At 74.0% G+C, this 23,496-nt stretch carries 15 protein-coding genes; 7 read left to right on the forward strand and 8 right to left on the reverse strand.

Features of this window, described 5'->3' with window-relative positions; genetic code table 11:
• Positions 1–521 precede the first annotated feature (521 nt).
• Genes ACIP4Z_RS08605 through ACIP4Z_RS08625 form a run of 5 tightly spaced genes read left to right on the forward strand, consistent with a single transcriptional unit; the run spans position 522 to position 10,046 of the window.
• Positions 522–1,046: a CU044_2847 family protein gene (locus ACIP4Z_RS08605; RefSeq protein ID WP_401306081.1), complete on the forward strand. Its 525-nt coding sequence runs from the start codon at positions 522–524 to the stop codon at positions 1,044–1,046.
• Positions 1,043–2,005 carry a trypsin-like peptidase domain-containing protein gene (locus ACIP4Z_RS08610; protein WP_401306083.1) on the forward strand — a complete coding sequence of 321 codons (963 nt, stop codon included), beginning with the start codon at positions 1,043–1,045 and terminating at the stop codon, positions 2,003–2,005. The genes ACIP4Z_RS08605 and ACIP4Z_RS08610 overlap by 4 nt, the downstream gene beginning before the upstream one ends.
• Before the next feature lie 4 nt (positions 2,006–2,009).
• Positions 2,010–3,737 carry a hypothetical protein gene (locus ACIP4Z_RS08615; protein WP_401306085.1) on the forward strand — a complete coding sequence of 576 codons (1,728 nt, stop codon included), beginning with the start codon at positions 2,010–2,012 and terminating at the stop codon, positions 3,735–3,737.
• Between the two features lie 45 nt (positions 3,738–3,782).
• The gene (locus ACIP4Z_RS08620) at positions 3,783–4,883 is read left to right on the forward strand and encodes an AAA family ATPase (RefSeq protein WP_401306087.1); all 1,101 of its coding nucleotides are present in this window, start codon (positions 3,783–3,785) and stop codon (positions 4,881–4,883) included.
• A gap of 12 nt (positions 4,884–4,895) precedes the next feature.
• On the forward strand, positions 4,896–10,046 hold the full coding sequence (locus ACIP4Z_RS08625) for an SAV_2336 N-terminal domain-related protein (RefSeq protein WP_401306089.1): 5,151 nt from the start codon (positions 4,896–4,898) through the stop codon (positions 10,044–10,046).
• Between the two features lie 15 nt (positions 10,047–10,061).
• Here ACIP4Z_RS08625 and ACIP4Z_RS08630 read toward each other — a convergent pair whose 3' ends face one another.
• Both ACIP4Z_RS08630 and ACIP4Z_RS08635 read right to left on the reverse strand, forming a co-directional pair.
• Positions 10,062–11,609, reverse strand: a complete 1,548-nt coding sequence (locus tag ACIP4Z_RS08630; RefSeq protein ID WP_355346565.1) for a PucR family transcriptional regulator ligand-binding domain-containing protein — start codon at positions 11,607–11,609, stop codon at positions 10,062–10,064.
• Positions 11,610–11,867: 258 nt separating this feature from the next.
• A complete protein-coding gene (locus ACIP4Z_RS08635) occupies positions 11,868–14,210 on the reverse strand; it encodes an ATP/GTP-binding protein (RefSeq protein WP_401306092.1) in 2,343 nt (780 codons plus the stop codon).
• A 278-nt stretch (positions 14,211–14,488) separates the two neighbouring features.
• On the opposite strand from ACIP4Z_RS08635, the gene gabT reads away from it, so the two are divergent.
• Positions 14,489–15,820 (forward strand): 4-aminobutyrate--2-oxoglutarate transaminase, encoded by a 1,332-nt coding sequence (gabT, locus tag ACIP4Z_RS08640; protein ID WP_391130647.1) that lies wholly within the window; start codon positions 14,489–14,491, stop codon positions 15,818–15,820.
• Between the two features lie 56 nt (positions 15,821–15,876).
• Positions 15,877–16,863 carry a phosphatase PAP2 family protein gene (locus ACIP4Z_RS08645; RefSeq protein ID WP_401306095.1) on the forward strand — a complete coding sequence of 329 codons (987 nt, stop codon included), beginning with the start codon at positions 15,877–15,879 and terminating at the stop codon, positions 16,861–16,863.
• On the opposite strand, the gene ACIP4Z_RS08650 is transcribed toward ACIP4Z_RS08645, so the two are convergent.
• The 6 genes from ACIP4Z_RS08650 to ACIP4Z_RS08675 form a co-directional block, all read right to left on the reverse strand.
• Positions 16,835–18,367 carry a CoA-acylating methylmalonate-semialdehyde dehydrogenase gene (locus ACIP4Z_RS08650; protein WP_391050328.1) on the reverse strand — a complete coding sequence of 511 codons (1,533 nt, stop codon included), beginning with the start codon at positions 18,365–18,367 and terminating at the stop codon, positions 16,835–16,837. The two genes, ACIP4Z_RS08645 and ACIP4Z_RS08650, sit on opposite strands and share 29 nt — an antisense overlap.
• A gap of 68 nt (positions 18,368–18,435) precedes the next feature.
• Complete coding sequence (locus ACIP4Z_RS08655) at positions 18,436–18,888, reverse strand: hypothetical protein (RefSeq protein ID WP_355346550.1); 453 nt, start codon at positions 18,886–18,888, stop codon at positions 18,436–18,438.
• Between the two features lie 201 nt (positions 18,889–19,089).
• Entirely contained in the window at positions 19,090–20,484 is a 1,395-nt protein-coding gene (locus ACIP4Z_RS08660; protein WP_401306098.1) for an NAD(P)/FAD-dependent oxidoreductase, read from the reverse strand.
• A gap of 57 nt (positions 20,485–20,541) precedes the next feature.
• Positions 20,542–21,342 carry an ABC transporter permease gene (locus ACIP4Z_RS08665; protein WP_188280861.1) on the reverse strand — a complete coding sequence of 267 codons (801 nt, stop codon included), beginning with the start codon at positions 21,340–21,342 and terminating at the stop codon, positions 20,542–20,544.
• Entirely contained in the window at positions 21,342–22,289 is a 948-nt protein-coding gene (locus ACIP4Z_RS08670; protein WP_355346541.1) for an ABC transporter permease, read from the reverse strand. The genes ACIP4Z_RS08665 and ACIP4Z_RS08670 overlap by 1 nt, the downstream gene beginning before the upstream one ends.
• The gene (locus ACIP4Z_RS08675; protein WP_188280859.1) at positions 22,286–23,449 is read right to left on the reverse strand and encodes an ABC transporter ATP-binding protein; all 1,164 of its coding nucleotides are present in this window, start codon (positions 23,447–23,449) and stop codon (positions 22,286–22,288) included. The genes ACIP4Z_RS08670 and ACIP4Z_RS08675 overlap by 4 nt, the downstream gene beginning before the upstream one ends.
• Positions 23,450–23,496 lie beyond the last annotated feature (47 nt).

Genomic DNA, 23,496 nt, shown 5'->3' on the forward strand with positions numbered 1-23,496 from the left:
CCGCACGTTGTCCACGACGTAGTACGTGCCCACTGACGCGCGCCGTAATGGCCGGAATGGCCCGGCGCTGCGAGGGGGCCCTTCTTCCGGGGGACCGCCGGGGCCCCGGCGGCGGCCGGTCGGGGCGTACCGGACGGGGTGTACCGGACGGCGTCCGGTGGGGCGTCGGTGCCGGGGGAAGGCGGGGCCGGACTTACGTGGACCGCCAGGGGCCCGGCGGCGGCCGGTGGACCGCCGGTGCCGGGGACGGCAGGGGCCGGGCTTACGGGGACCGGCCGCGTTCGGCAGCGGCCCGGCGGGGCGACCGGAAGCCTTCCGACGGCGGCTGGCGAGCCTCCGGCCGGGGGCCGCGCGGGCGGACGGCGTCGGGTACGGCCCCAGGAGGGCCGGGGTACGGCCGGGGTACGGCCGGGGTACGGCCGGTCGGCGGCAGCGGCTTCAGCCGGGGGGGCAGGTGGGGAAAGCCGCACGGCGTGCCCTCGAGCGCCTCTATCCTGCTGGCGGGACGGGGAGGGAACGCCATGACGGAGACCGTGACGATCGACCTGGGCGACGGCTCGACGGTGGAGGCCGAGGTCATCGGCGACCTCACCTTCCGGCAGCCCGGTGAGGCCGCCTCCGGCGCGGGCGGCGCCGACGCGTACGGCGACGTCGGTGTCGACGTCGGCCGCCGCGCCGCCGCGCTGGGCTCGGCCGTCGCCCTGAGCCTCGGCCAGGTGCGCGACACCGTCCGCAGTGTCGGCCGCTGGGCGGCCGAAACGGTGACGGAGGGCGGCGCCGCCGGTTCCCCCGACGCCTTCGAGGTCGAATTCGGCCTCAATCTGGCCGTGAAGTCCGGCCAGCTCTTCGGGATCATCGCGGAGGCGGGCAGCGAGGCCAGCCTGACCGTACGGCTCTCCTGGGACCTGGCGGCGCGCAGAGCCCGCGCGGAAGCGGCCGAGGCGGCCGAGGCGGCTGAGGCGGCCGTCACGGCGGTGGTCGGAGCCGCCGCGGACGGGACCGGCCCGGCCGGGGACACGGGCTCCGGGTCCGGCGGACAGCCGTGAGCGCTGGGGCCGTCGCCTGGTGGGGCGCCGGGCCGCTGGGCGGCGAGGCGCACTTACGCGCGGTGTGGCTGGAGATCGGCGGGACCTTCCGGGGCAGCGGCTTCCTCGTACGGGACGGGCTCGTCGTCACCGCCGCGCACGTGGTGGCCGGAGCGGCCGGAATCGTCGTACGTCACCCGTCCGGCGGTGGTCCCGTGGCGGCGGACGGCGTACGGGCGGTGCCTCCGCACAGCGACGGCGGGCGCTTCCACCCGTATCCGGACCTGGCGCTGCTGACCGTGGCCGGGTGGTCCGGGCACCCCGTCGCGTCGCTCGCGGCCAGCGACCCCGAGCCGGGCACCGAGGTGACGGCGCTCGGCTACTCGGAGTCCACCCCCTCCCCCGGCGTCCAGCCGGACTCGCTCGCGCTGCGCACAGGAGCCAGGTCAGGCGACTTCTTCCGGGTGCTGGGCGACGGCGTCCGCGAGGGCTTCAGCGGCAGCATGCTGCTCGACCGGGCCGGTCTCGTGGTCGGTGTGGTGAAGGGCAGCCGCTCGTACCGGGACGACCGGGGCGGCTGGTGCACCCCGGTCTCAGCCCTGCGCGGCCTCCTCGGTATCGCCGACGCCCCGGCCGGCTCCGCCGCGACGGCCGCCGCGCCCGGCCCGCCGCCCACCGACATGGAACTGGTCGACGCCCTGCTGGCGTTCCCCTCTCTGGGACGCGCGGACAACCGCTACGACCTGCTCGACCGGATGGGCGACCACCTCGGCCTGCCGTACTCCTTCGAGGTGGAGGAGCGGCCGGGCCGCCGGGACCACCTCTTCCGGCTGGTGCTGAGCTGCCGCCGGTTCCGGGACGAGGGGGCCGCGTGGCGCGCCCTGTTCACGGCGATGGAGGAGATCGTGCCGGACGACCGGGCCCTGGAGCGGCTGCGCGACCTGGTCGGGCGGGCGATCGGCGGCTGGGGGGACGCGTAGCGCGATGGGTTCCGTGGAGGGGAAGTGGACGGCGAAGCGCCTGCTGGCCAAGGTGGGCAGGGCCGGGGACGGTCCCGGTCCGGCGGCCGACGGGGGTCCGTGGCCGGTCGGCGCGGCCGAGCTGCTGGGTGAACTGCTGGAGGACTTCCCGCAGTTGTCCCGGCACGGCGACCGGCTCGACCTGCTCCAGCGGATGGACGAGGCGGCGGAGCGCCACGAGCCGCGGCCGTACGGTCCGGGCGGCGCGCGGGGCGCGCGCCGGGCCCGCTTCCGGCTCGACGTCCGCGAGGAGTTCGTCGCCCGCGCCCACCTGCGCAATCTCGTCGGCGCGATCGAGACCCGCCCCGACCCCGACGCGGCACTGGACGCGCTGCGGGCGGCGCTGCGCGGTCAGGCGCCGTACGACAAGGCCCTGCCGTGGCTGGAGTTGGCCGTCCTGGGCCTGACCGGCGCGGCGCCCCTGCCGCCCGACGCCTCGCTCGCCGTCCTCACCGCGCTGCGCGCGGACCTCCCGCATCTCCCCTCCCCCGCCCAGCTCGCGCGCCATGTCCCGCACGGCGCGCCCGGCACCGCGCTGCTCACCGGCCGCGAGACCCTGCCGGAGATCCTGGTGCGCCTGTCCGACCTGCGGGGCGGCGGCCCCGGCGGCGACGCGGGCCGGGCGGTACCGCTGCTGCGCTTCCTCGGCTCCGTCACGGCCGACACCGACCTTGCCGCGTACGCCCGTTGGGCGGCGCTGCGCGAGCTGCTCGGCGCGCTGGGCGGCGGCCGGGCCGGGGACACCGGGACGGCCGGCGGCGGAGCGGAGAGCCCGGAGGCCGCCGACCGGCTGATCGTGCAGATCCGCGTCGAGGCCGCGGGCCCCGAGCATGTCGAGGACGGCAGCTACGAACTGCGCGGCGCCTACTACCGGCAGGCCGTGCACGGCGGCCCGCTGCGCCGGGTGGCGGCGCTGCCGCCCAGCGAGCCCTTCCGCCGCAGCGAGCTGACCGGCGCGGGCAGCGCGCGGATGTCGGCGTGGACGGAGCTGGCCCGCGAGGTGCGCGGCGCGGGCGGCGGTGTACGGGTCGAATTCCTGCTGCCCGAGGCCCTGTTGGGCTACAGCGCCGAGCTGTGGTCGGCCGGGCCGACCCGTACCCCGCTCGGCCAGCACCACCCCGTCGTCGTACGGTCCCTGGAGCGGTACACCGACTCCTGGGTCATCGGCGCGTGGCGGCAGCGCTGGCAGCACCTGCGCCGGGACCCGCAGCGAGCGGCGGCGGCCCCGCTCGGCGGCGGGAACGGCGACACGGCCGGAACCGGGGCTCGGGAGCCGGACCCGGCGGACGACGCGCTCGGCAGGATCTCCTGGCCCCCGCTGCACGGGCGGTCCGCCGCGGCTGAGCTGACCGAATCCCTCGTACGGCAGCCGGAGTTGGCCTGCCTCGGCCTGACCGTGCCGTACGACCGGCTCTCGGCGCACCTGCTCGCGGCCGTGAAGGACGCGCTGTACACCGAGGGCGTGCCCGTCATGCTGTGGCGGCGCGACCCCGGCGACCCGCGCGAGCTGGTGACGGCGCTGCGCGCCCACCCCCCGGCCCGGCTGCTCGACCTGCCGGAGACCGTGCACCGCTGCCGCAAGTACGGCAGGACGGCGGGCGCCGACGACGTGCGGAACAACATCACGCTGCTCTGGGACGACCCGGACAGCGTGGACGCCGACCAGGACACGCCGTACGCGGGGATGGCCTGACATGCGGACGACGCGCACAGGACGCAGAGGACAAGGAGCGGTGCGGTGACGGCGAACGGCGACGACTGGTGGGTGTACCGGGGTACCGGCACCCCGCACGACGGCATCGACGGCCTGCCGGAGGCCCCCGCCTGGCGGGCCTTCGGCACCGAGTACGGCGACCCCGGCGAACTGCCCCCGCCGCCCACCGACGGCACGGGACCGGGCGCGGACGGCGCGACCGCCAGGCGGCTCGGCCGCGACCGCCAGGCCGTCGCCTATCAGGCCGACCGGCGCGAGGTGCAGCTCGTCAACCTGGCCCTGCACCTGCGCCGCCCCCTGCTCATCACGGGCAAGCCGGGAGTCGGCAAGTCGACACTCGCCTACGCGGTCGCCCACGAACTGCGCCTCGGTCCCGTGCTGCGCTGGCCGATCACCAGCCGCGCCACCTTGCGCGACGGCCTGTACGCGTACGACGCGATCGGCCGTCTGCACGACGCGGGCATGGGACGCGGTCCGGCGGGGAGCACGGGCGGCGCGGGGAGGGACGGCACCGGGGGCGGCACCGGCAGGGAGGAGCCGCCGCCCGTCGGCCGCTATCTGCGGCTCGGTCCCCTCGGTACGGCGCTGCTGCCCTGGCGGCACCCGCGGGTGCTGCTCATCGACGAGATCGACAAGAGTGATCTCGATCTGCCCAATGACCTGCTGAACGTCTTCGAGGAAGGAGAATTCGGGATTCCGGAACTCGCCCGGCTGGGGCCGGGTGATCAGGAAGTCATGACCGCGGACGGTGCGCGGACGGCCACCGTCACTGGCGGGACGGTGCGCTGTGCTCAGTTCCCCTTCACCGTCTTGACGAGCAACGCCGAGCGGGAGTTCCCGGCCGCGTTCCTGCGTCGCTGCGTCCGGCTGGAGATCCAGCCGCCGGACGCGGACCGGCTCGCCGCGATGGTCACCGCGCACCTGGGACCCGGCGCCCCCGGCGCGGCGGCCGAACGCGCCGCGGTCATCGCCGAGTTCCTGCGCCGCCAGCGCGAGGAGGGCGCGGAGCTTGCCAACGACCAGCTCCTGAACGCCCTGTTGATGGCCGACCGCGGCCTGTGGTCGGGCCGGCAGGACCGCGAGTTCATCGAGAGCGTCCTCCTCCGCCCCCTCAACGAGTCCTGACCCGCGCCCGCCATGCCCCCACCGCCACCGCCACCGCCGCGGCCACCCGAGCACCCCGACGGGCTCAGGGCCGTACTGGCCGGGCTCCTCGGCGGCCACGAGGACGGCCCCACGGCTGTCGAAATGGCCGATGTGGTGTGGCTGGCACGGCTGGCCGGACTGACGGCGGAAGACGGGGCCGACGAGGTGGACGGCGGCGGCCCGGAGGAACCGCCGCGGGCGGTCGCACCGGAACCGGACCCCGTACGGCCGGGCCCCGAACCGGCGGAGCGGGAGCGCGCACCGGACCCCGGACCCGGACCGCGCCGCCCACCGGCCGCGCCCGCCGCCCCCGCCCCGCGCGTCGGCCTGCACTCGCTCACCAAGGCCGCGCCCGCGCCCGGCGGCCCCGCCGCGCATGTCGTGCGGGTCACCCAGCCGCCCGCGCTCAGCGGTTCCCTGGACCTCGCCCGCGCCCTGCGCCCGCTGCGCCAGTCCGTGCCCGCGCCGGGACCCGCGGTCCTCGACGAGGAGGCCACCGCCCAGGCGACCGGCGAGGCGGAGTATCTGCTGCCGGTCTGGCGGCCGGCGAGCGAACGCCGGTTCTCCGTCGACCTGTTGATCGACACCGGCGCCACGATGGCGGTCTGGCACCGCCTGGCCACCGAGCTGTGCACGGTGCTGGAGCGGCACGGCGCCTTCGGCGACGTACGGTGCTGGTCGCTGTCGACCGACGGCCCCGCGCCGCGCCTGTCCCCCTTCCGCCGCCGCAAGTCCGCCCGCCCGGCGGCCCCGGCGGGTCCCGCGGGCCCGCGCTGGAGCCGCGCCCTGGAGGACCCCGCCGGCCGGGCGCTGCTGCTCGTGCTGACCGACGGCGTCGGCCCCGCCTGGTACGGCGACGAGCTGCCCGAATTCCTGGCCCGCGCGGGCCGGGAACGCCCGGTGGCCGCGCTCCAGGTCCTGCCGCGCAGGCTGTGGCACCGCACCGCGCTGCGTACGGCGCCCGTCGAATTGCGGGTGCCCGACGCGGCGCGGCCGGTCGCCGAGGTACGGACGGCCGCCGCCGTGCCCGGCCTGCCGCGCGGCGCCCGCCCGCACGGCGTGCGCTGGCTGCCGGTGATGGAGGTGGACGGCTCCTGGCTGGCACCCTGGGCCGGTCTGGTCGCGGGCCGCGTGCCCGGCTGGTCCCCGATGCTGGCGGCGCCCGTACACGGCGCGCCCCGGCCCGCGCGCGCCGCCGCCCCCTCGGAGCCGCCGGGCCCCGCGGAGCGCGTCGCCCGCTTCCGTTCCGGCTGCTCCCCCGACGCCTTCCGCCTCGCCTGCCACCTCGCGGCGGCCCCGCTGAGCCTGCCCGTCATGCGGCTCGTCCAGCAGGCCACCGTCCCCGGCTCGGGCCAGACCGACCTCGCCGAACTCTTCCTCTCCGGCCTGATCGAGCGCCGCGGCCCGGCCCCCGATGACGCTGCCGCGCCCGCACCGCCCACCGACCCCGACGAGGTCGTCTACGACTTCGCCCCCGGCGTCCGCGACGCGCTGCTCGCCGAGCTGACCCGTACCGAATCCCTGCACGTCCTGGACGACGTCCTCGCGCGCGTCTCCGGCCGCGTCGCCGCGACCTTCGGCGGCACCCTGGACTTCCGGGCGCTGGCCTCCCTGGCCGTCGACGCCGCCTCGGCCCCGGCGGCGGCCCCCGAGAACGGCGCCTCCAGCCGGCTCCTGCCCGAACGCAGCCTCCCCTTCGCCGAGGTCGCCGCCGCCGTCCTCAGCGGCGCGGGCGGCCAGCACCGGGCGCTGGCACGGCAGTTGACGGCAGCGGCCGAGGGACGCGCCCTGGACGTGCTCGACGCCGGGCCGCAGGAGGGGGCGGCAGCGACGCCGCACGCCTCCACCGTCCCGCACCCCGAACGCCTCCTCCCCGTCCCGCCGGTCACCACCCCGCCCGATCCCGAGCGGATGATCGGCCGCGCCCCCGAACTGGACACCCTGAAAAGGACGTTGCGACCCTCCCCCGCCGACCGCACGGCGGACCGCGGCTGGAGCATGCCCTCGGTGGCCGTTGTCGTCGGCGCGAACGGGTCGGGCCGCACCCGCCTGGTGCAGGAGTACGTCCGCACGTACGGGCCACGGCACAGCTTCGTCCACCGGATCGACGCACGGACCCGGCAGAGCCTGCGCGAAGGGCTGACCGCTCTGGAGTCCGCGCTCGCCCCGGACCGGGAGCAGCGCTCCGCGCCCCCCACGGACCTGTGGGCACGCCTGGCCGAACACCGCGACTGGCTGCTGATCTTCGACCGGGTCCGGTCCTACGGCGAGGGCCTGCGCGCGGCGCTGGAGGGATGCCTTCCCCCGTACGGCCGGGGCTCCGTGCTGTTCACCGTGGCCTCCCTCGACGGCGTTCGCGACCCGTCGAGCCTGGGCACCGTCGTCACCCTCGGCGAGCTGACCCGCGCCGAGATCATGGACCACCTCACCGCGAACATCGAGCCCGACCTGCTGGCGCTGGACCGCTCCACTCCGAGCAGGCTCTACGAACTGGCCCAGCGCATGCCGACCAACCCCGGCGCGCTCCAGGCGATCGACGTACGGGCCGAGTTCGGCCGCCTGTTCGGCAGCCCCGACGAACCGGTCCTGCCGCTGTACGAGTGGGCCACCGCCAAGGGCGACCGGGGCCTTGCCGGATACGTCTGGGGCGGCAGCGTGTGGCTGGTGGCGGCCGGTTACGGCCAGGGCGCGCACCTGTGGGACGCGGCCGGGAGCGCGGGCCCGGGCGTACCGCTGGAGGGCGGCCCCGACGCCGTGCAGACGCTCACCGTCTTCCCCGACGCGAACGGCCGTCCGCAGGCCGCCGTCGCGGGGATCGGCGGCGCCGTCTCCCTCTGGGACCTCCTTGCGGGCACACGGACGCGCACGCTCGTCGCCAACCCGTCGTTCGGGGCGCACCTCCTGACGACCTTCACCGACGCGGACGGACGGCTCGTCCTGGTCACGGCGGGCCCTGACGTCGCCCTGCGCTGCTGGGACCCCGGGACCGGCACCGAATTCGGCTCGGCCCTCACCCCCTTGGTGGGCCGCGTCCGCGCCCTCACCTTCTTCACCGGCCCCGGCGCACGGCCGCTCTGTCTCCACGTGACCGGGGACCACCCGCCGGAGAACCGCACCGTCCACGTCAGGGACGCCGCCAGCGGCGAGGAGGTCGACAGCGACCTGCCCGCACGGCTCGGACAGGTGGAGGCGCTCACCACCGTCCACGTCCATGGCCGGCCCGACCTGGTCGCGGCGATCGACGCCGAGGGCACGGTCACGCTCTGGGACACCGCGTCCGCTCAGCCGGTCGGCACCGTCGCTACCGGGGATACCAGCCGTGTGGTGGCCGTCGCCGCCTTCAACGGCACTTACGGCAGGCCCCTGTTGGCCACGGCCTCGTCCTTCGGCCGCGCGCGGATCTGGGACGTGGCGTCGGTGACGGCGGGTTTCACGGCGCGGGAGGCGGCCGACGCCGGTCCGTTCTCCCCGGCGCTTCCCCTCAGCCCCGACCTGCTGCTCACTCTGTGGCTGCTGGACTTCCTCGACACCGGCGACGGCGTCACAGGAGCCACGGTGTCCGCGCTGTGGGCGTCGTGGCCGGAGGGACGCGGTCCGTCCTCCGAACTCCCCGTCGACACCGCACGGTTGGTGGAAGGCAATCTGGCCGAGGTCGACGGGACGGCGCTGCGGCTGACCGAGTCGGCCCGTACCGCCGTGCGGGCCCGGGTGACCCGCCAGGACGCCGCGCGCTTCCGGCGCGCGCTGGTCGAGACCCTGTCCCGCTTCTACCCGGAGCCGACCCCCGATCCCGCAACCTGGACCGCGTACGAAAGCGGGCCGCCGTTCGGCGAGTTGGTCGGGCGGGTCGTGGATACCCGCGAGGACCAGGTGCTCCGCACCACCGACCCCATCCTCACCCTGCTCGTGAACTGGAGCCGGTATCAGCTGCTGCACGGCTCCGCGGCGGAGGCCGAACGGCTGGCCCTGATCGCGCTGGGCGACGACAGGCCCCTGTCGAGGTCGCTGTTCACCCCCAACGAGCGCCAGAGTTGGCGGATCATCTCCCTGCGGGCACGGCTGGCGCGCGGCCTGGTGCGGCAGGCGCTGGAGCGCTGCACCGAGATCGAGGCGGCTCCCGGCACCGGGCGCGGTTCGCCTTCCGCGAAGGAGGAGGCCGCGCTGGCCAGAGCCGAACTCGCGCTGTGGTGTGGCTCGTTGGATGCGGCGAAGGAGGAATACCTGAGGCTGGAGCCGACGGTGTCTCAGCGTGGTCGGCGCCTTGTCGGCCAGGGTCTCCTGAGGCACGGGTTCGTGACCGGCGACCTCAGCCGGGCGTCCCGGTCGTACGGCCGGTCGGCGGAGCCGTCGTCCTGGGGAGGTCGCAGGGACGACATGACGGCGGAACTCCTCGACAGCTGCCGGGACTCGTTCCTCGACGCCTCGATCGCGGCCGCCAGGGACGACGTGTCATCGTCCGCCATCGGTGCCGCTGTGCCGCTGGCCGAGGAGGCACTCCTGCGGTTGCGCCTCGGCGCCGCCGACAGCGGCACCGAGGCCGACCTCGCGTCTCTGGCCACGGCCGCGACACGCGAGCACTTCGATCTGTACCTGGCCCTCACCGAATTGCTCGCGACAAGCCTCGCGCAGTACGCGTCCGGCACGCAGTGGGCCGAGCGGGAACCGTACAGCGACGACCGGTGGTATCCGGCCATCACCCGGGCCCAACGGCACATCGATGCGATGCGGCCCTTCGTGGAGCGCGCGAACGTCGAACGGCCGCATCTCTACGCGCGGTTCAGGACGGCGGAGGGCCATGTGCTGCTGGCGGCCGGGGACGTCCAGGCGGCGGCGGTCCAACTGCTGCGCGCGCACGACGCCACCGTGGACGTCTACGGCTCCCGGTGCCCGCTGCTGCCGCGCCTGGAACTGCTGCTGGCCCGCGCCCGTGAACTGGCGGGTGACCGGTCGCGGGCCGAGGGGCACCTGTCCGCCGCCGAGTCGCTGCTGGACAGCCTCTTCGCCGACCGCCCGCACCAGGACCGGGTGACCGCGCTGCGGGCCAAGTCCCTGCTGGCGAGGCGGCGTTCGGACGCGCGGGACGCCGAGCGGCAGGCGCAGAGCATGGCCGCGCGGCTGCTGGCCGACAACCGGCAGGGCTGACCGCGGGTCAGCGCCTCACGGCCCGGTCTTCAGCGCCAGCCACAGCTCCATACGCACGTCCGGGTCGTCCAGCGAGCGGCCCAGGATTTCCTCGACGCGCCGCATGCGGTAGCGGAGCGTGTGGCGGTGGACGCCCAGGTCGGCGGCGGCGGCGTCCCATTGGCCGTGGTGGGAGAGCCAGGCGTGCAGGGAGGCGACGAGGTCGCCGCGGGAGGTGGCGTCGTGGTCGCGCAGCGGCCGCAGCAGACCTTCGGAGAACGCGCGGACGGCGTCGTCGGCGAGGAGGGGCAGGACGGAGCCCGCGCCGACCTCGCCGTGCTCGACGAGGTTGCGGCCGCGGCGCAGGGCGACGGCGAGGGCGCGTTCGGCCTGGCGGTGGGCCTCGGGGACCTCGGCGGGGAGTACGGGCGCGGACAGTCCCGCGGCCAGCGCGTCCTCGGCCTCGGCGAGGTCGGCGGCGGTGGACAGGGCCATGGACTCCTCGGCGGCGAGCACGATCAGCCGTGGGCCCTCGCGGACCGCGAGGAGTGCGTCGCCGGAGCGGGAGGCGACGGCCTCGGCGCGTTCGCCGAGGAGGGTGACGGCGTCGGCGCCCGCGGTGGCGTGGGCCTCGGCCGGTTCGGCGATGAGCACGCGGACCGGGTGGTCGAGGAGGGTGCCGTAGAGCTTGCCCGCGACGCTGCGGGCGTGGCCGGGCTCCCCGGCGAGCAGCATCCGCAACAGGGCGGCGGCCAGGCGCTGTTCGGCGTCCTGGAGGGTGCGGGACTGTTCGAGGGAGAGGGTGAGCAGGGCGACGGCGGCGTGCACGACGTAGCGCGCGGCGGTGTCGAGGCGTTCCTCGGTGCCGACGGCGAGGAAGCCGCGGGGGCGGCGGCCGGTGCCCAGCGACTGGAGTTCGACGCGGTCCTCGCTGCCCGCGGGTCCCGCGACGGCGGCGCTGGCCGGGGCGGGGGTGTCGCGCAGCCGGTCGATCTCGCCTGCGAGCCGGGCCGCCCTGCGGCCCGCCCAGTCGGGGGCCGCGGCCAGGACGGCGCCTGAGGCGTCGTAGAGCGCGGCCCAGCCGTCGAGGTGCTGGGCGAGGCGGCTGAGGAGCGCGGCGGTGCCGTCGGGGGCGAGGGCGGCGCGGGTCAGTTCGCGCTGGGCCTCGAAGCCCGCCGTGACGGCCTTGTACTGGTCGGCGGCGACGGCCGCGGAGACCGCTTTGCTGATGGCGATGAACGGGGTCTTGCGCGGCACCTCGAACAGCGGCAGCCGGGCGGTCTCCGCCGCGGCCACCAGGGCGGGGGGCACGGCGTCGTGGCCGACCCCGACGCCGAAGCCGAGGCCGACGACTCCGGCCGCCGCCAGCCGCGTCACGTACGCGCGTATGTGCTCCGCGTCGTCCACGGGCAGTTTCAGGCCGGTGGTGAGCAGCAGTTCGCCGCCCTCCAGGTACGGTCCCGGGTCGTCCAGCTCGCTGGTGTGGACCCAGCGCACTTCGGTGTCCCCCAGCCGGTCGCCTCCGGCGAGGACGGTGAGCTTGAGGACCGAGTGGTGGGCGAGGGACGCGAGCGTGAGGGGCATAGGTGCCTGGTACGGGAGAAGGCCGATTTTTGGCCGACCGGGAGCGGTCGCCACCCCCAATTGTGCCGCACCGTCCAGCACTGCCCTGACGCCAGCCGCCAATACCGGACACGCACGCCCCGCCGCCGCCCGACCCGACCGGGCCCGCACGCCCGGTCGCGCCCCACCAGACCGGGCCCGCACGCCCTGCCAGCGCCACCGGCGCCCGGCCCGCACGCCATCAGCCGCCCCCGGCGCCCGGCCCGCACGCCCTCGGCGCTACCCCCGCAGGTCCACCAGGACCGGCGGGGCGCTCTCCCCCGCGGTGGTCGTGAGCGAGACGACGGCCTGCCCGGCGGGCACGGTGTGGGCGAGGTCGGAGGCCGACCAGCGTTCGCGCTCGACCTCGCGGACGGTGACGGCGTCGGCGGTGACGACCCGGCCGGTGATCATCCGGCGTGCCACGCGGTTGACGCGCTGCGCCATGCCGCCCGATTGGTCGGCGCGGGTGACCTCGCGGGTCTCCACCCGCGTGGTGCCCCAGGACTCGGCGAAGAACTTGCCGTCCCACGGCGTGACCCCGGCCAGGGACATCCGGCAGCCCGCGGCGGCGACGAGCGGGCCGCGCAGGTGCTCGGGCACGTCGGCCAGGGTGCGCAGGCCGAGGACCATGCCCGCCGTGGTGGCCGGCAGGGCCGCCAGCGCGCGGACGGTCTCCGCGGTGACGGCCTGGCCGATGTCGTCGACGATCAGGCAGACGAAGCGGGTCCAGGTGCGCTGGGCGCGGACGGCGGCGGTGAACTGGGCGAGCAGCAGCCGGACGAGGATCCGGGAGGCTTCGGCGTGGCCGCGTTCGGGCAGTTCGATCCGCACCCGGATGGGGTGGACGAGCGCTTCCATCGAGAACGGCCGGGCCCGGTCGGGGGCGCCGAAGGAGCCGGCGAAGGCGGGCCGGTCGAGCAGCGCGATCCGGTTGGCGAGGTCGCCGCCGATGTCCCCGGTGCGGGCGGACTGCCGCTGCCTGGCGTCGAGTTCGCGCAGCAGCGCGGGCGCGCCCGCCGCGTCCACGGCGCGGCGCAGGTCCTCGTACGCCTCGGGGGCGCCGTCCAGCAGTTCGCGGAGCACCGGCACCGGGGGGAAACGGCCGTGCGCGGCGGCGTAGGGGCCGAGGAGCTGGCCGAGGGCGGCGACGGCTCGGCGTTGTTCGGCCTCGGGGCCGTCGACGAGGGCTTCGGCGAGCAGCCAGGCGGCCATGTCGGGGTCGGTGGTGCCGCCGTACAGGTCGAGGCTGTAGCGGGAGGCCGGGTCGCCGGGCGCGATGACGACGTCGTACGCCTCGTGCAGTCCGAGGTCGGTGTCCGCGCCGGCCACGACGACCACGGCGGCGGTGCCGGTGAGCGCCTGGAGGCAGAGCGACTCGGCCGCCGGGCGCATGACGCGGCGGGTCCTGTCGGCGCCGGGCGGGCCGACGACGAGCAGTCCCGTACCGAGCAGGGCGGGGTCGAGGGCCATGCCGGAGCCGCGGTACTGGAAGCCGTTGCGGTCGTCCTCGACGCCGCGGCCGATCCTGACCTGGCCGCCGAGCAGGTCGTGCGGGGCGGTGCGGGCGGGCAGGTCGCGCTCGCCCGACGGGTGGAGGCAGGCGCCGCCGCCGAGGCGCCGGACCTCGTCGGTGAACGCCAGTACCTCGCGGGGGCGCTGCCGGGTCTCGTCCCAGGCGTGCCGGACGCGGACGCAGTCCACGTCGTTCATCCGGCCCAGGCCCACATCCCGCGCCAGCCGGTCGGCCGCGTCGGAGCGCCCGGCCGCGCGCAGTTCCGGCCAGTCCGCGGGGGTCTCCCCGAAGGGGTCGGCGCCGGTGCGGGTGTACGAGGGGGCGGCGGGGCGCGCTCCCGCGGTGTCGTCGGGCTGCCAGCCGGGGATGCCGAACCAGCCGCCGAATGTGGCGCAGGGCCAGGCGATCAGCGCGGCGACGAGGGCGTAGATGGCGTAGGTGACCGCGGCGGCCCGGTTGGGGTTGCCGCCACCGCTTATCCACGAGTACGGGAAGAGGTCGAGCACCGTGTCGAGGAGGGGCACGTAGCCCGTCCAGCTCAGTTGCCACACCAGGGCGCCCGCGGCGAGCGCGAACCAGCCGCGGCGCGCGGGGGTGTTCAGGAAGCGGCGGGCCGCCTCGCCCCAGTTGCCGAGCCTGCCGGTGATCCAGACGATCACGGCGGCCGACAGCACGCTGTAGAGGTTCTGGGTGAAGACCTCGGGACGGGACTGGTGGCCGCTGAAGGACCAGCTGTGCGGGGTCAGGATCTTGAGCGGGAACTGCCACCAGGGCAGGAAGCCGTTGTTGCGCAGGGACCAGATGAGGATTCCGGCGAGGAGGGCGAGTGCGGCGCGGCCGAGGACGCGGCCGTCGGGGACCCGGTCGGCTTCGTTGGGCACGTGTCCGTAGGCGTACACGCCGGGCGCGTCGGAGATCCGGGGGGTGCGCAGCCAGCGCTCGGTCTCGGACATCGGCGGTGCCTGTTTGGGCACGGGGGGCGCGGCGGCCGGGCGCGCCGGTGTCCCGGCGGGCCGGGGCGGCACCTCGGGCCGGTGGCCGTACCCGTGCGCGCCCTCGTGATCCATGGCATCCATGGTGCGTGCCCCTCGCCCCTCGTCGCCGACGATGCGCTCAATGTAGTCGAGCGGCTACCGCCGTAAAAGGATCTTGCCGGTGGCGGGCGGTGGCACGCCGCGGCGCGCGCACTGGCCGTTACGGCGAATCGTCGGTGGGCAGTGTTACCTATCGGCGTATGCGGGCGGGCCGGGACGCGGCCTAGCCTGCGGGAAGAGCTGAAAAGTCCGAAGAGATCCGAAGAGACACCGCACAGACACCGCCGCCCGGCTTGAGGAGAGCACCCGCCATGACCGCACTTCCGCAGGAACGCAAGCTGGTCACCAGCATTCCCGGCCCGAAGTCGCAGGAGCTGTCGGCGCGCAAGAGCGCCGCGGTCGCGAACGGGGTGGGGGTGACGCTGCCGGTGTACGTGACGCGCGCCGGGGGCGGCGTGGTGGAGGACGTGGACGGGAACCGGCTGATCGACTTCGGCTCCGGGATCGCGGTCACGTCGGTGGGCAACAGCGCGGAGGCCGTGGTGCGGCGGGCCACGGCGCAGCTCGCCGACTTCACGCACACCTGCTTCATGGTGACGCCGTACGAGGGGTACGTGGAGGTCGCCGAGGCGCTGAACGAGCTGACGCCCGGCAGCCACGCGAAGAAGACGGCGCTGTTCAACTCGGGCGCGGAGGCGGTGGAGAACGCGGTGAAGATCGCGCGTTCGTACACCAAGCGCCCGGCGGTCGTGGTGTTCGACCACGGCTATCACGGCCGGACGAATCTGACGATGGCGCTGACCGCGAAGAACATGCCGTACAAGGAGGGCTTCGGGCCGTTCGCGCCCGAGGTGTACCGGGTGCCGCTGGCGTACGGCTTCCGGTGGCTGACCGGGCCGGAGCACGCGGCGGAGGAGGCGGCGGCGCAGGCGATCGACATGATCACCAAGCAGATCGGCGCGGAGCACGTGGCGGCGATCGTGATCGAGCCGATCGCGGGCGAGGGCGGCTTCATCGAGCCCGCCAAGGGCTTCCTGCCGCGGATCGCGCAGTTCGCGAAGGACAACGGGATCGTGTTCGTCGCGGACGAGATCCAGACCGGCTTCTGCCGTACCGGTCAGTGGTTCGCGTGCGAGGACGAGGGCGTGGTGCCGGATCTGATCACGACGGCGAAGGGCATCGCGGGCGGTCTGCCGCTGGCGGCGGTGACCGGGCGCGCGGAGATCATGGACGCGGCGCACGCGGGCGGCCTCGGCGGCACCTACGGCGGCAACCCGGTGGCGTGCGCGGCGGCCCTGGGCGCGATCGAGACGATGAAGGAGCTGGACCTCGCGGCGAAGGCGCGGCGGATCGGCGAGGTGATGAAGGCGCGGCTGACCGCGCTCCAGGAGAAGTTCCCGGCGATCGGCGAGGTCCGCGGGCGCGGCGCGATGATCGCGGTGGAGCTGGTCGAGCCGGGCACCACGACCCCGGACGCGGCGCTGACCGGCGCGATCGCCCGCGCGTGTCACAGTGCGGGCCTGGTTGTCCTCACTTGTGGCACCTACGGCAACGTGTTGCGTTTCCTCCCGCCGCTGGTTATCGGGGAGGATCTGCTCAACGAGGGCCTCGACATCATCGAGGAGGCCTTCGCCGGGGTGTGACCGGCGGTAAGGAATGGGGGGACGTGAAGAACGTGTGCGGGCCTGATGGCGGAGGGGTGATCCCTGGCCTTGTGGCCCTCCCGGTGACGTACGGTCTGAGCAGAACACCCCGCTCGGGGCGGCCTCCGAAGGAGATCACCACGGGCGACACCGCGCCGGTGTATCCCCAACACCGGCTCAGCAGTGCCCTCGCGCACGACACCGCCGGGACCGTAGGCCCCGGCACTCCTCGCCGATCGGTCGGCCGTTCGTCCCACACCCCCCGGGACGAGCGGCACGGCGGTCGCCCTGGCCGCCCCGGAACTCTCCCCCCTGTTCCGGGGCGGCTGACTTTTCTCCTGCTGCTGAGCGCCGTCGGCGCCGCCCTGTTCTCCCTGCTCACCTGGCAGGTCGAGACCGGCGGGCGGCTGGTCGGCCGCGACTGGACCGTACTCGGCTGGTTCCGGCGGGCGTCCGCCGCGCATCCGGGCGTGCACGGCACCGCGCAGGTCGTGAGCGACTTCGGCGACATCGAGGTGGCCGTGCCGGTCCTGCTCGTCGCGGTCGTGGCCGCCGCGGTGCTCGGGCTGCGGGCGGCCGTCGTCCGCTGGTGGCTGCCGCCGCTGGCCGCCTGCGTGGCCATGGCGCTGCTGCCGGTCGTCGTCGACACGGTCAAGTCCGCGGTGCACCGGCCCGCGCCCGGCCGCCTCCTGCCCCGGCTCGACGGCTACGGCTACTTTCCCTCCGGTCACGCCGCGACCTCCGCCGTCGCGTACGGCCTGGCCCTGCTGCTCCTGCTGCCGTACGTGCGCCGCCCCGCGGCCAGGACCGCGCTGACCGTTTTCACCCTCGCCCTCCAGGCGGCCGTGGGCGTCGCACTGGTGTGGTGCGACTACCACTGGCCGCTGGACGTGCTGGCGAGCTGGTTCCTGACGGTCACGCTGGTGGCGTGGGTGGCGGCGGCCGGGCTGTTCAGCCACGCGCCGGAAGCCGGCGAACCGGACGCCGACGGACCGGACGCCGACGGACCGACGGTCAGCTATTCGTCGGGAAGCCCAGATTGATGCCCCCGTGCGAAGGGTCGAGCCAGCGCTGCGTGACGGCCTTGCCGCGGGTGAAGAAGCGGACCCCGTCCTCGCCGTAGGCGTGGGTGTCGCCGAAGAGCGAGGACTTCCAGCCGCCGAAGGAGTAGTACGCGACCGGCACCGGGATCGGCACGTTGATGCCGACCATGCCGACCTCGACCTCGTGCTGGAAGCGCCGCGCGGCGCCGCCGTCGTTGGTGAACAGCGCGGTCCCGTTGCCGTACGGGTTGGCGTTGATCAGCGCCAGGCCCTCCTCGTACGAGGAGACGCGGACGACGGAGAGCACCGGGCCGAAGATCTCGTCGTCGTAGACGGACATGCCGGGCGTGACGCGGTCGAAGAGGGTGGGGCCGAGCCAGAAGCCGTCTGCGGTCTCCGCGCCCGAGATCGGGTGCTTGCGGCCGTCGACGGCCAGTTCCGCGCCGTCCGCGACGCCGGAGTCCAGATACGCGGTCACCTTGTCGCGGTGCACGCCGGTGACCAGCGGGCCCATCTCGGAGCTGGCGGCGCAGCCGGGTCCCACGGTCAGACCCGCGACGCGCTGCTTGATCCGCTCGACCAGGCCGTCGCCGACCGGGTCGACGGCGACCAGCACGGAGACCGCCATGCAGCGTTCGCCCGCGGCGCCGAAGCCCGCGTTGACGGCGGCGTCGGCGGCCAGGTCCAGGTCCGCGTCGGGCAGCACCAGCATGTGGTTCTTGGCGCCGCCGAGGGCCTGGACGCGCTTGCCGTGCCGGGTGCCGGTCTCGTACACGTAGCGGGCGATGGGGGTGGAGCCGACGAAGGAGACGGCCTTGATGTCGGGGTGTTCCAGCAGGCGGTCGACGGCGGGCTTGTCGCCGTGCACGACGTTGAAGACGCCGTCGGGCAGGCCCGCCTCCTGCCAGAGCCCGGCCATGAAGTTGGCGGCGGAGGGGTCCTTCTCCGACGGCTTGACGACGACGGTGTTGCCCGCGGCGATGGCCAGCGGGAAGAACCACATCGGCACCATGGCGGGGAAGTTGAACGGCGAGATGATCGCGACCGGGCCGAGCGGCTGGCGGATCGAGTAGACGTCGATGCCGGTGGACGCCTGCTCGGTGAAGCCGCCCTTGATCAGTTGCGGGATGCCGCACGCGTACTCCACGACCTCGATGCCGCGGGCGACCTCGCCGAGGGCGTCGGAGTGCACCTTGCCGTGCTCGGCGACGATGATCGAGGCCAGTTCGTCGCGGCGGGCGTTGAGCAGTTCGCGGAAGGCGAAGAGGACGCCGGTGCGCTTGGCGATCGAGGTGTGCCGCCACTGCTGGAACGCGTCGAGGGCGGCGTCGACCGCCGCGTCAACGACGTCGGCGGACGCGAGGTCCACCTGCCCGGTGATCGCGCCGGTCGCCGGGTCGTACACGTCTGCGTGCCGTTCCGCGCCGCCGGTCCAGCCCTTGCCTGCGATCCAGTGGGTGATGTGCTTGGTCGTCACGGGCTGACCCTTCCGTCGTTGTCTCATGTCAGTCTCCCCAGGCCGGGGAGGTGGTCACAAGCACCGCGCGGTGGGCTCGCTCCGCGGTGCGTCCTTCAGCCGCCGCCCGCGATCTGGGCGGCGGCCTCGTGCATGGCCAGTTCGAGCAGCACCGGGTCGGTGAGGTGCCCGCTGCCGTCCGGCGGCACCAGCCACCGCACCCCGCCGGTCGCCCGGCCCGGATACGGCACGACGATCCAGGTGCCGCGGCCCGCCGTCCGTACGCCGGTGGCCAGCCAGCGCGCCGCCGTGCCCGGCGGTACGAAGAACCCCATCCGGGAGTCGCCGAAGTCGGCGAGCACCGGGCCCGGCCGCTCCACGAGCCGGGTCAGGACGTCCAGGGTGGGGTAGCCGAGATCCCCGGTGAGGATCAGGACGTCCCACAGTTTCCCGGCGGGCAGCAGCGTGACCCCGAGGGGGTTGCGCTCCCACTCCCACCGGCAGCTCACCGGATCCACCGCCACCGACACCAGCCACTCGACCGCGCTTTTCGCACCGGTGCTGACCATGACCGGCTCCTCCGTCTCTTCCGCCCGACGACCGCTGTGGACGGTCGCTGTCATGGAAGAGAGCGGGTTGGGGGCCGATCATTACGCGGGTTTCGCTACTCATTGGTAGTGAAGTGGCTCACGCCGTATGCCGGTTGTGCGCCGGGGGATCACCGCGGGTCCGCGCCGGGCGGCCCCAGGGCCTGTCCGGCGGATCAGGCCCTAGCTGTCGAAGCCGAGCCCGGCGCGGTCCATCGCCTTCAGCCACAGATTGCGCCGCCCTCCCGACCGGTCGGCGCGGGCCAGCGACCACTGGGTGATGCCGATCCCGACGGTGGCCAGCGGCTCCGGCGGGAACGGCAGCGGCTTTTTGCGGACCATCTCCAGGCGGGTCCGCTCGGTCTCCTCCCCCGCCAGCAGGTCCAGCATCACGTCGGCGCCGAAGCGGGTGGCGCCCACGCCCAGCCCGGTGTACCCGGCCGCGTAGGCGACCCGGCCGCCGTACGCGGTGCCGAAGAAGGCGGAGAAGCGCGAGCAGGTGTCGATCGCGCCGCCCCAGGCGTGGGTGAAGCGGACGTCCTCCAACTGCGGGAAGCAGGTGCGGAAGTGCTCCGCCAGCTTCAGGAAGGTCTCGGGCCGCTGGTCGTACTCCGCGCGCATCCGGCCGCCGCGCGGATAGACCGCGTCGTAGCCGCCCCACAGGATGCGGTTGTCCGCGCTGAGCCGGAAGTAGTGGAAGTGGTTGGCGCTGTCGCTCAGTCCCTGGCGGCCCTGCCAGCCGATCGCCGCGAGCCGCTGTTCGGTCAGCGGCTCCGTCATCAGCGCGTAGTCGTAGACCGGCACGGTGTACGGGCGGGCCCGGCGGACCAGTGACGGGAAGACGTTGGTGCCGAGCGCCACCTGGCGGGCGGTCACCCTGCCGTACGGGGTGCGCACCCCCAGCGCCGTGCCATAGCCGGCCAGGTCGCGGGCCGGGGTGCGCTCATAGATCCGTACGCCCGCGTCGGCGGCGGCGCGGGCCAGGCCCCAGGCGAGCTTGGCGGGGTGCAGCATGGCGACGCCGCGCCGGTTGTACAGGCCGCCGAGGAAGGTGGGCGAGTCGACTTCGGCGCGGACCTGGTCGCGGTCCAGCAGTTCCGCGTCCAGGCCGTGCTCGGCGCCTTCCTGGGCGGCCTCGCGCAGTTCGTCGTACTGGTGCGGCTCGGTGGCCACGTCGATCTCGCCGGTCCGCTCGAAGTCGCAGTCCAGGCCGTAGCGGGCGACGGCCTCCTCGATGGCGTCGAGATTGCGGTCGCCCAGGCGCTGGAGCGCGTCGAATTCGTCGGGCCAGCGGGCGAGTCCGTTGGCGGCGCCGTGGGTGAGGCTCGCGGCGCAGAAGCCGCCGTTGCGCCCGGAGGCGGCCCACCCGATCCTGTCCCCCTCGACCAGCACCACGTCCCGCCGCGGATCGCGCTCCTTGGCCAGCAACGCGGTCCACAGCCCGCTGTAACCGCCCCCGACCACCAGCAGGTCGCAACTGTCGTGGCCGGTGAGCGCGGGGTGCGCCTGCGGCCTGCCGGGGTCGTCCAGCCAGTACGGTCGGGGCTCGGCCTCGGCGAGCGAGCGGGCTGCGTCCATGGTTCTCACACCTTCGTGCTGCGCGGGTCTGCGTCCGGAATACGGGGGCGGTACGGGTCAGGTGCGCGCCCTCCTGCGGCTGCTGCCGAGAAGCTGCCCGGCCAGTACGAGCAGCACCGCGATGACGAACATCGCCGTACCGATCACATTGACCTGGACGGGTGTGCCGCGCTGCGCGGAGCCCCAGACGAACATCGGGAAGGTGACGGTGTTGCCCGCGTTGAAGCTGGTGATGATGTAGTCGTCGAAGGAGAGCGCGAAGGACAGCAGGGCGCCCGCCGCGATACCGGGCGCGGCCAGCGGCAGCGTGATCCGCAGGAACGTCTGGGTCGGGGTGGCGTAGAGATCCTGCGCGGCCTGCTCCAGACGGGGGTCCATGCTCATCACGCGGGCCTTGACGGCGACGACGACGAAGCTCAGGCAGAACATGATGTGCGCGATGAGGATGGTCCAGAAGCCGAACTGGATGCGCATGTTGAGGAAGAGGGTGCCCAGCGAGGCGCCCATCACGACCTCGGGCATCGCCATCGGCAGGAAGATCAGCATGTTGGTGGTGGCGCGGCCCCTGAAGCGGTAGCGGGCCAGCGCGAAGGCGGTCATCGTGCCGAGCACGGTGGCGCCGATGGTCGAGTAGACGGCCAGCTTCAGGCTGAGCGTGAGGGAGTCGCACATGCCCGCGACGTCGCAGGGGTGCTGCCAGGCGTCGGTGGAGAACCGCGTCCAGGTGTAGTTGTAGCGGCCGTTGGGCTTGTTGAAGGAGAAGAGCAGCACCACGAGGTTGGGCACGATCAGGTACGTCAGGGTGAGCACCCCGGCGATCACCACGAGGTTCTTGCGCAGCCAGCGGATCGGACGCATCAGACCAGTTCCTCCGTTCCCGCGCGGCGGACGTAGACCATGACGATCGCCAGGATGACCGCCATGAGGATGAACGACAGGGCGGCGGCCGTCGGGTAGTCCAGCACCCGCAGGAACTGCGACTGGATGACGCTGCCGATCATCTTCTGGTTGGTGGAGCCCAGCAACTCGGCGTTGATGTAGTCGCCGGAGGCCGGGATGAAGGTGAGCAGGGTGCCGGCCACCACGCCCGGCATGGACAGCGGGAAGGTCACCTTGCGGAAGGTGGTGAACGGGGTCGCGTACAGGTCGCCCGCCGCCTCGTGCAGCTTGCCGTCGACCCGCTCCAGGGACGTGTAGAGCGGCAGGATCATGAACGGCAGGAAGTTGTACGTCAGGCCGCAGACCACCGCCAGCGGGGTGGCCATCACCCGGTTGCCCTCGGTGATGCCGAGCGCGGACGTGACGTCCAGCAGGTGGATGTGGTTCAGGAACGACACCAGCGGGCTCTGGTCGGCGAGGATCGTCTCCCACGCCAGGGTGCGGATCAGGAAGCTGGTGAAGAAGGGCGCGATCACCAGGATCAGCACCAGATTGCGCCAGCGTCCGGCCCGGAAGGCGATGGTGTATGCCAGCGGGTAGCCGATGCCCAGGCACAGCACGGTGGCGATGCCGGAGTAGACCAGCGACTTCACGAACTGCGGCCAGTACTCGTGGAAGGCGTCCCAGTACGTGGCGAAGTGCCAGGTCACCTTGAAGCCGTCGTCGAGCGAGCCGGTCTGCACCGAGGTCGACGCCTGGTAGACCATCGGGGCCACGAAGAAGACCAGCAGCCAGGCGACGCCCGCGAGCAGCAGCAGATACGGGATGCGCCGCCGTCTGCGGGCGGCCCTCTTCAGGGCGGCGGGCAGCGGGGCCGCCTCGGCCGGGGCCGGCGGCCCGGTGACGGGCGCGGTCGCTGCGCTCATGCGGCGGCCTCCCCCTCGTCGGTGTCGGTACCGGCGTCGATGTCCTGGTCGGCGTCGAGGCCGAAGGTGTGCTCGGGGTTCCAGTGCAGGACGACGGGCGCGCCGGGCACCAGGCGGCCGTCGCGTTCCACGTTGGGCACGAAGACCTCCAGCTCCGGGCAGACCGGGCTGTCGATGACGTACTGCGTGGAGACGCCGATGAAGCTGGAGTCGACGATCCGGCCGCGCACCCGGTTGCGGCTCTCGGCTATCTCGTGCTCGTCGTCACTGTGCGCCAGGGTGATCTTCTCGGGGCGGACCCCGGCCAGCACCCGGCCGCCGGTCGTCACGTCGACGCGACATCGGGCGGCGGGCAGGGTGAGCTTCTGTCCGGCGGCGGTGAGCTGGAGTTCGCCGCCGCTGACGCCGGTCACCTCGGTCTCGATGAGGTTGGAGGTGCCAAGGAAGTTGGCGACGAAGGTGGAGGCGGGGTTCTCGTAGAGGTCGGCGGGCGCGCCCATCTGCTCGACGCGTCCGGCGTTCATCACCGCGACGGTGTCGGCCATCGTCATGGCCTCCTCCTGGTCGTGGGTGACGTGGATGAAGGTGATGCCCACCTCGGTCTGGATGCGCTTGAGTTCGAGCTGCATCTGGCGGCGCAGCTTGAGGTCGAGCGCGCCGAGCGGTTCGTCGAGCAGCAGCACCTGCGGCTGGTTGATCAGCGCGCGGGCTACGGCGACGCGCTGCTGCTGGCCGCCGGAGAGCTGGTGCGGCTTGCGGCGGGCGAGCGCGCCGAGCTGGACGAGGTCCAGCATGTCGCCGACCTGCTTCTTGACGGATTTGATGCCGCGGCGGCGCAGTCCGAAGGCGACGTTCTCGTAGACGTCGAGGTGCGGGAAGAGCGCGTAGTTCTGGAAGACGGTGTTGACCGGGCGCTTGTACGGCGGCAGGGCGGTGACGTCCTGGCCGCCGAGGCGTACGGAGCCGGAGGAGGGGTCCTCCAGGCCCGCGATCATGCGCAAGGTGGTGGTCTTGCCGCATCCGGAGGCGCCGAGCAGAGCGAAGAAGGAACCGGCGGGCACGGCGAGGTCCAGCGGGTGGACGGCGGTGAAGGAGCCGTAGGTCTTGCTGATCCCGGTGAGGCTGACGGCGTCGTCGGCCGGGGTCTTGGGGGTCGTCATGAGGTGTCCCGGAAGTCGTCGGGGAGTGCGGGCTGCTGGAGCGCCGG

The sequence above is a fragment of the Streptomyces sp. NPDC088910 genome, assembly GCF_044749865.1.
GTDB lineage: Bacteria > Actinomycetota > Actinomycetes > Streptomycetales > Streptomycetaceae > Actinacidiphila.

What these genes read in the sequence shown, in the direction of transcription:
- ACIP4Z_RS08615 (WP_401306085.1), top strand. Translation starts at nt 2,010, where the DNA reads ATGGGTTCCGTGGAGGGGAAGTGGACGGCGAAGCGCCTGCTGGCCAAG.
- ACIP4Z_RS08655 (WP_355346550.1), bottom strand. Translation starts at nt 18,888, where the DNA reads ATGGTCAGCACCGGTGCGAAAAGCGCGGTCGAGTGGCTGGTGTCGGTG.
- gabT (WP_391130647.1), top strand. Translation starts at nt 14,489, where the DNA reads ATGACCGCACTTCCGCAGGAACGCAAGCTGGTCACCAGCATTCCCGGC.
- ACIP4Z_RS08660 (WP_401306098.1), bottom strand. Translation starts at nt 20,484, where the DNA reads ATGGACGCAGCCCGCTCGCTCGCCGAGGCCGAGCCCCGACCGTACTGG.
- ACIP4Z_RS08650 (WP_391050328.1), bottom strand. Translation starts at nt 18,367, where the DNA reads ATGAGACAACGACGGAAGGGTCAGCCCGTGACGACCAAGCACATCACC.
- ACIP4Z_RS08630 (WP_355346565.1), bottom strand. Translation starts at nt 11,609, where the DNA reads ATGCCCCTCACGCTCGCGTCCCTCGCCCACCACTCGGTCCTCAAGCTC.
- ACIP4Z_RS08665 (WP_188280861.1), bottom strand. Translation starts at nt 21,342, where the DNA reads ATGCGTCCGATCCGCTGGCTGCGCAAGAACCTCGTGGTGATCGCCGGG.
- ACIP4Z_RS08670 (WP_355346541.1), bottom strand. Translation starts at nt 22,289, where the DNA reads ATGAGCGCAGCGACCGCGCCCGTCACCGGGCCGCCGGCCCCGGCCGAG.
- ACIP4Z_RS08675 (WP_188280859.1), bottom strand. Translation starts at nt 23,449, where the DNA reads ATGACGACCCCCAAGACCCCGGCCGACGACGCCGTCAGCCTCACCGGG.
- ACIP4Z_RS08625 (WP_401306089.1), top strand. Translation starts at nt 4,896, where the DNA reads ATGCCCCCACCGCCACCGCCACCGCCGCGGCCACCCGAGCACCCCGAC.
- ACIP4Z_RS08635 (WP_401306092.1), bottom strand. Translation starts at nt 14,210, where the DNA reads ATGGATCACGAGGGCGCGCACGGGTACGGCCACCGGCCCGAGGTGCCG.
- ACIP4Z_RS08605 (WP_401306081.1), top strand. Translation starts at nt 522, where the DNA reads ATGACGGAGACCGTGACGATCGACCTGGGCGACGGCTCGACGGTGGAG.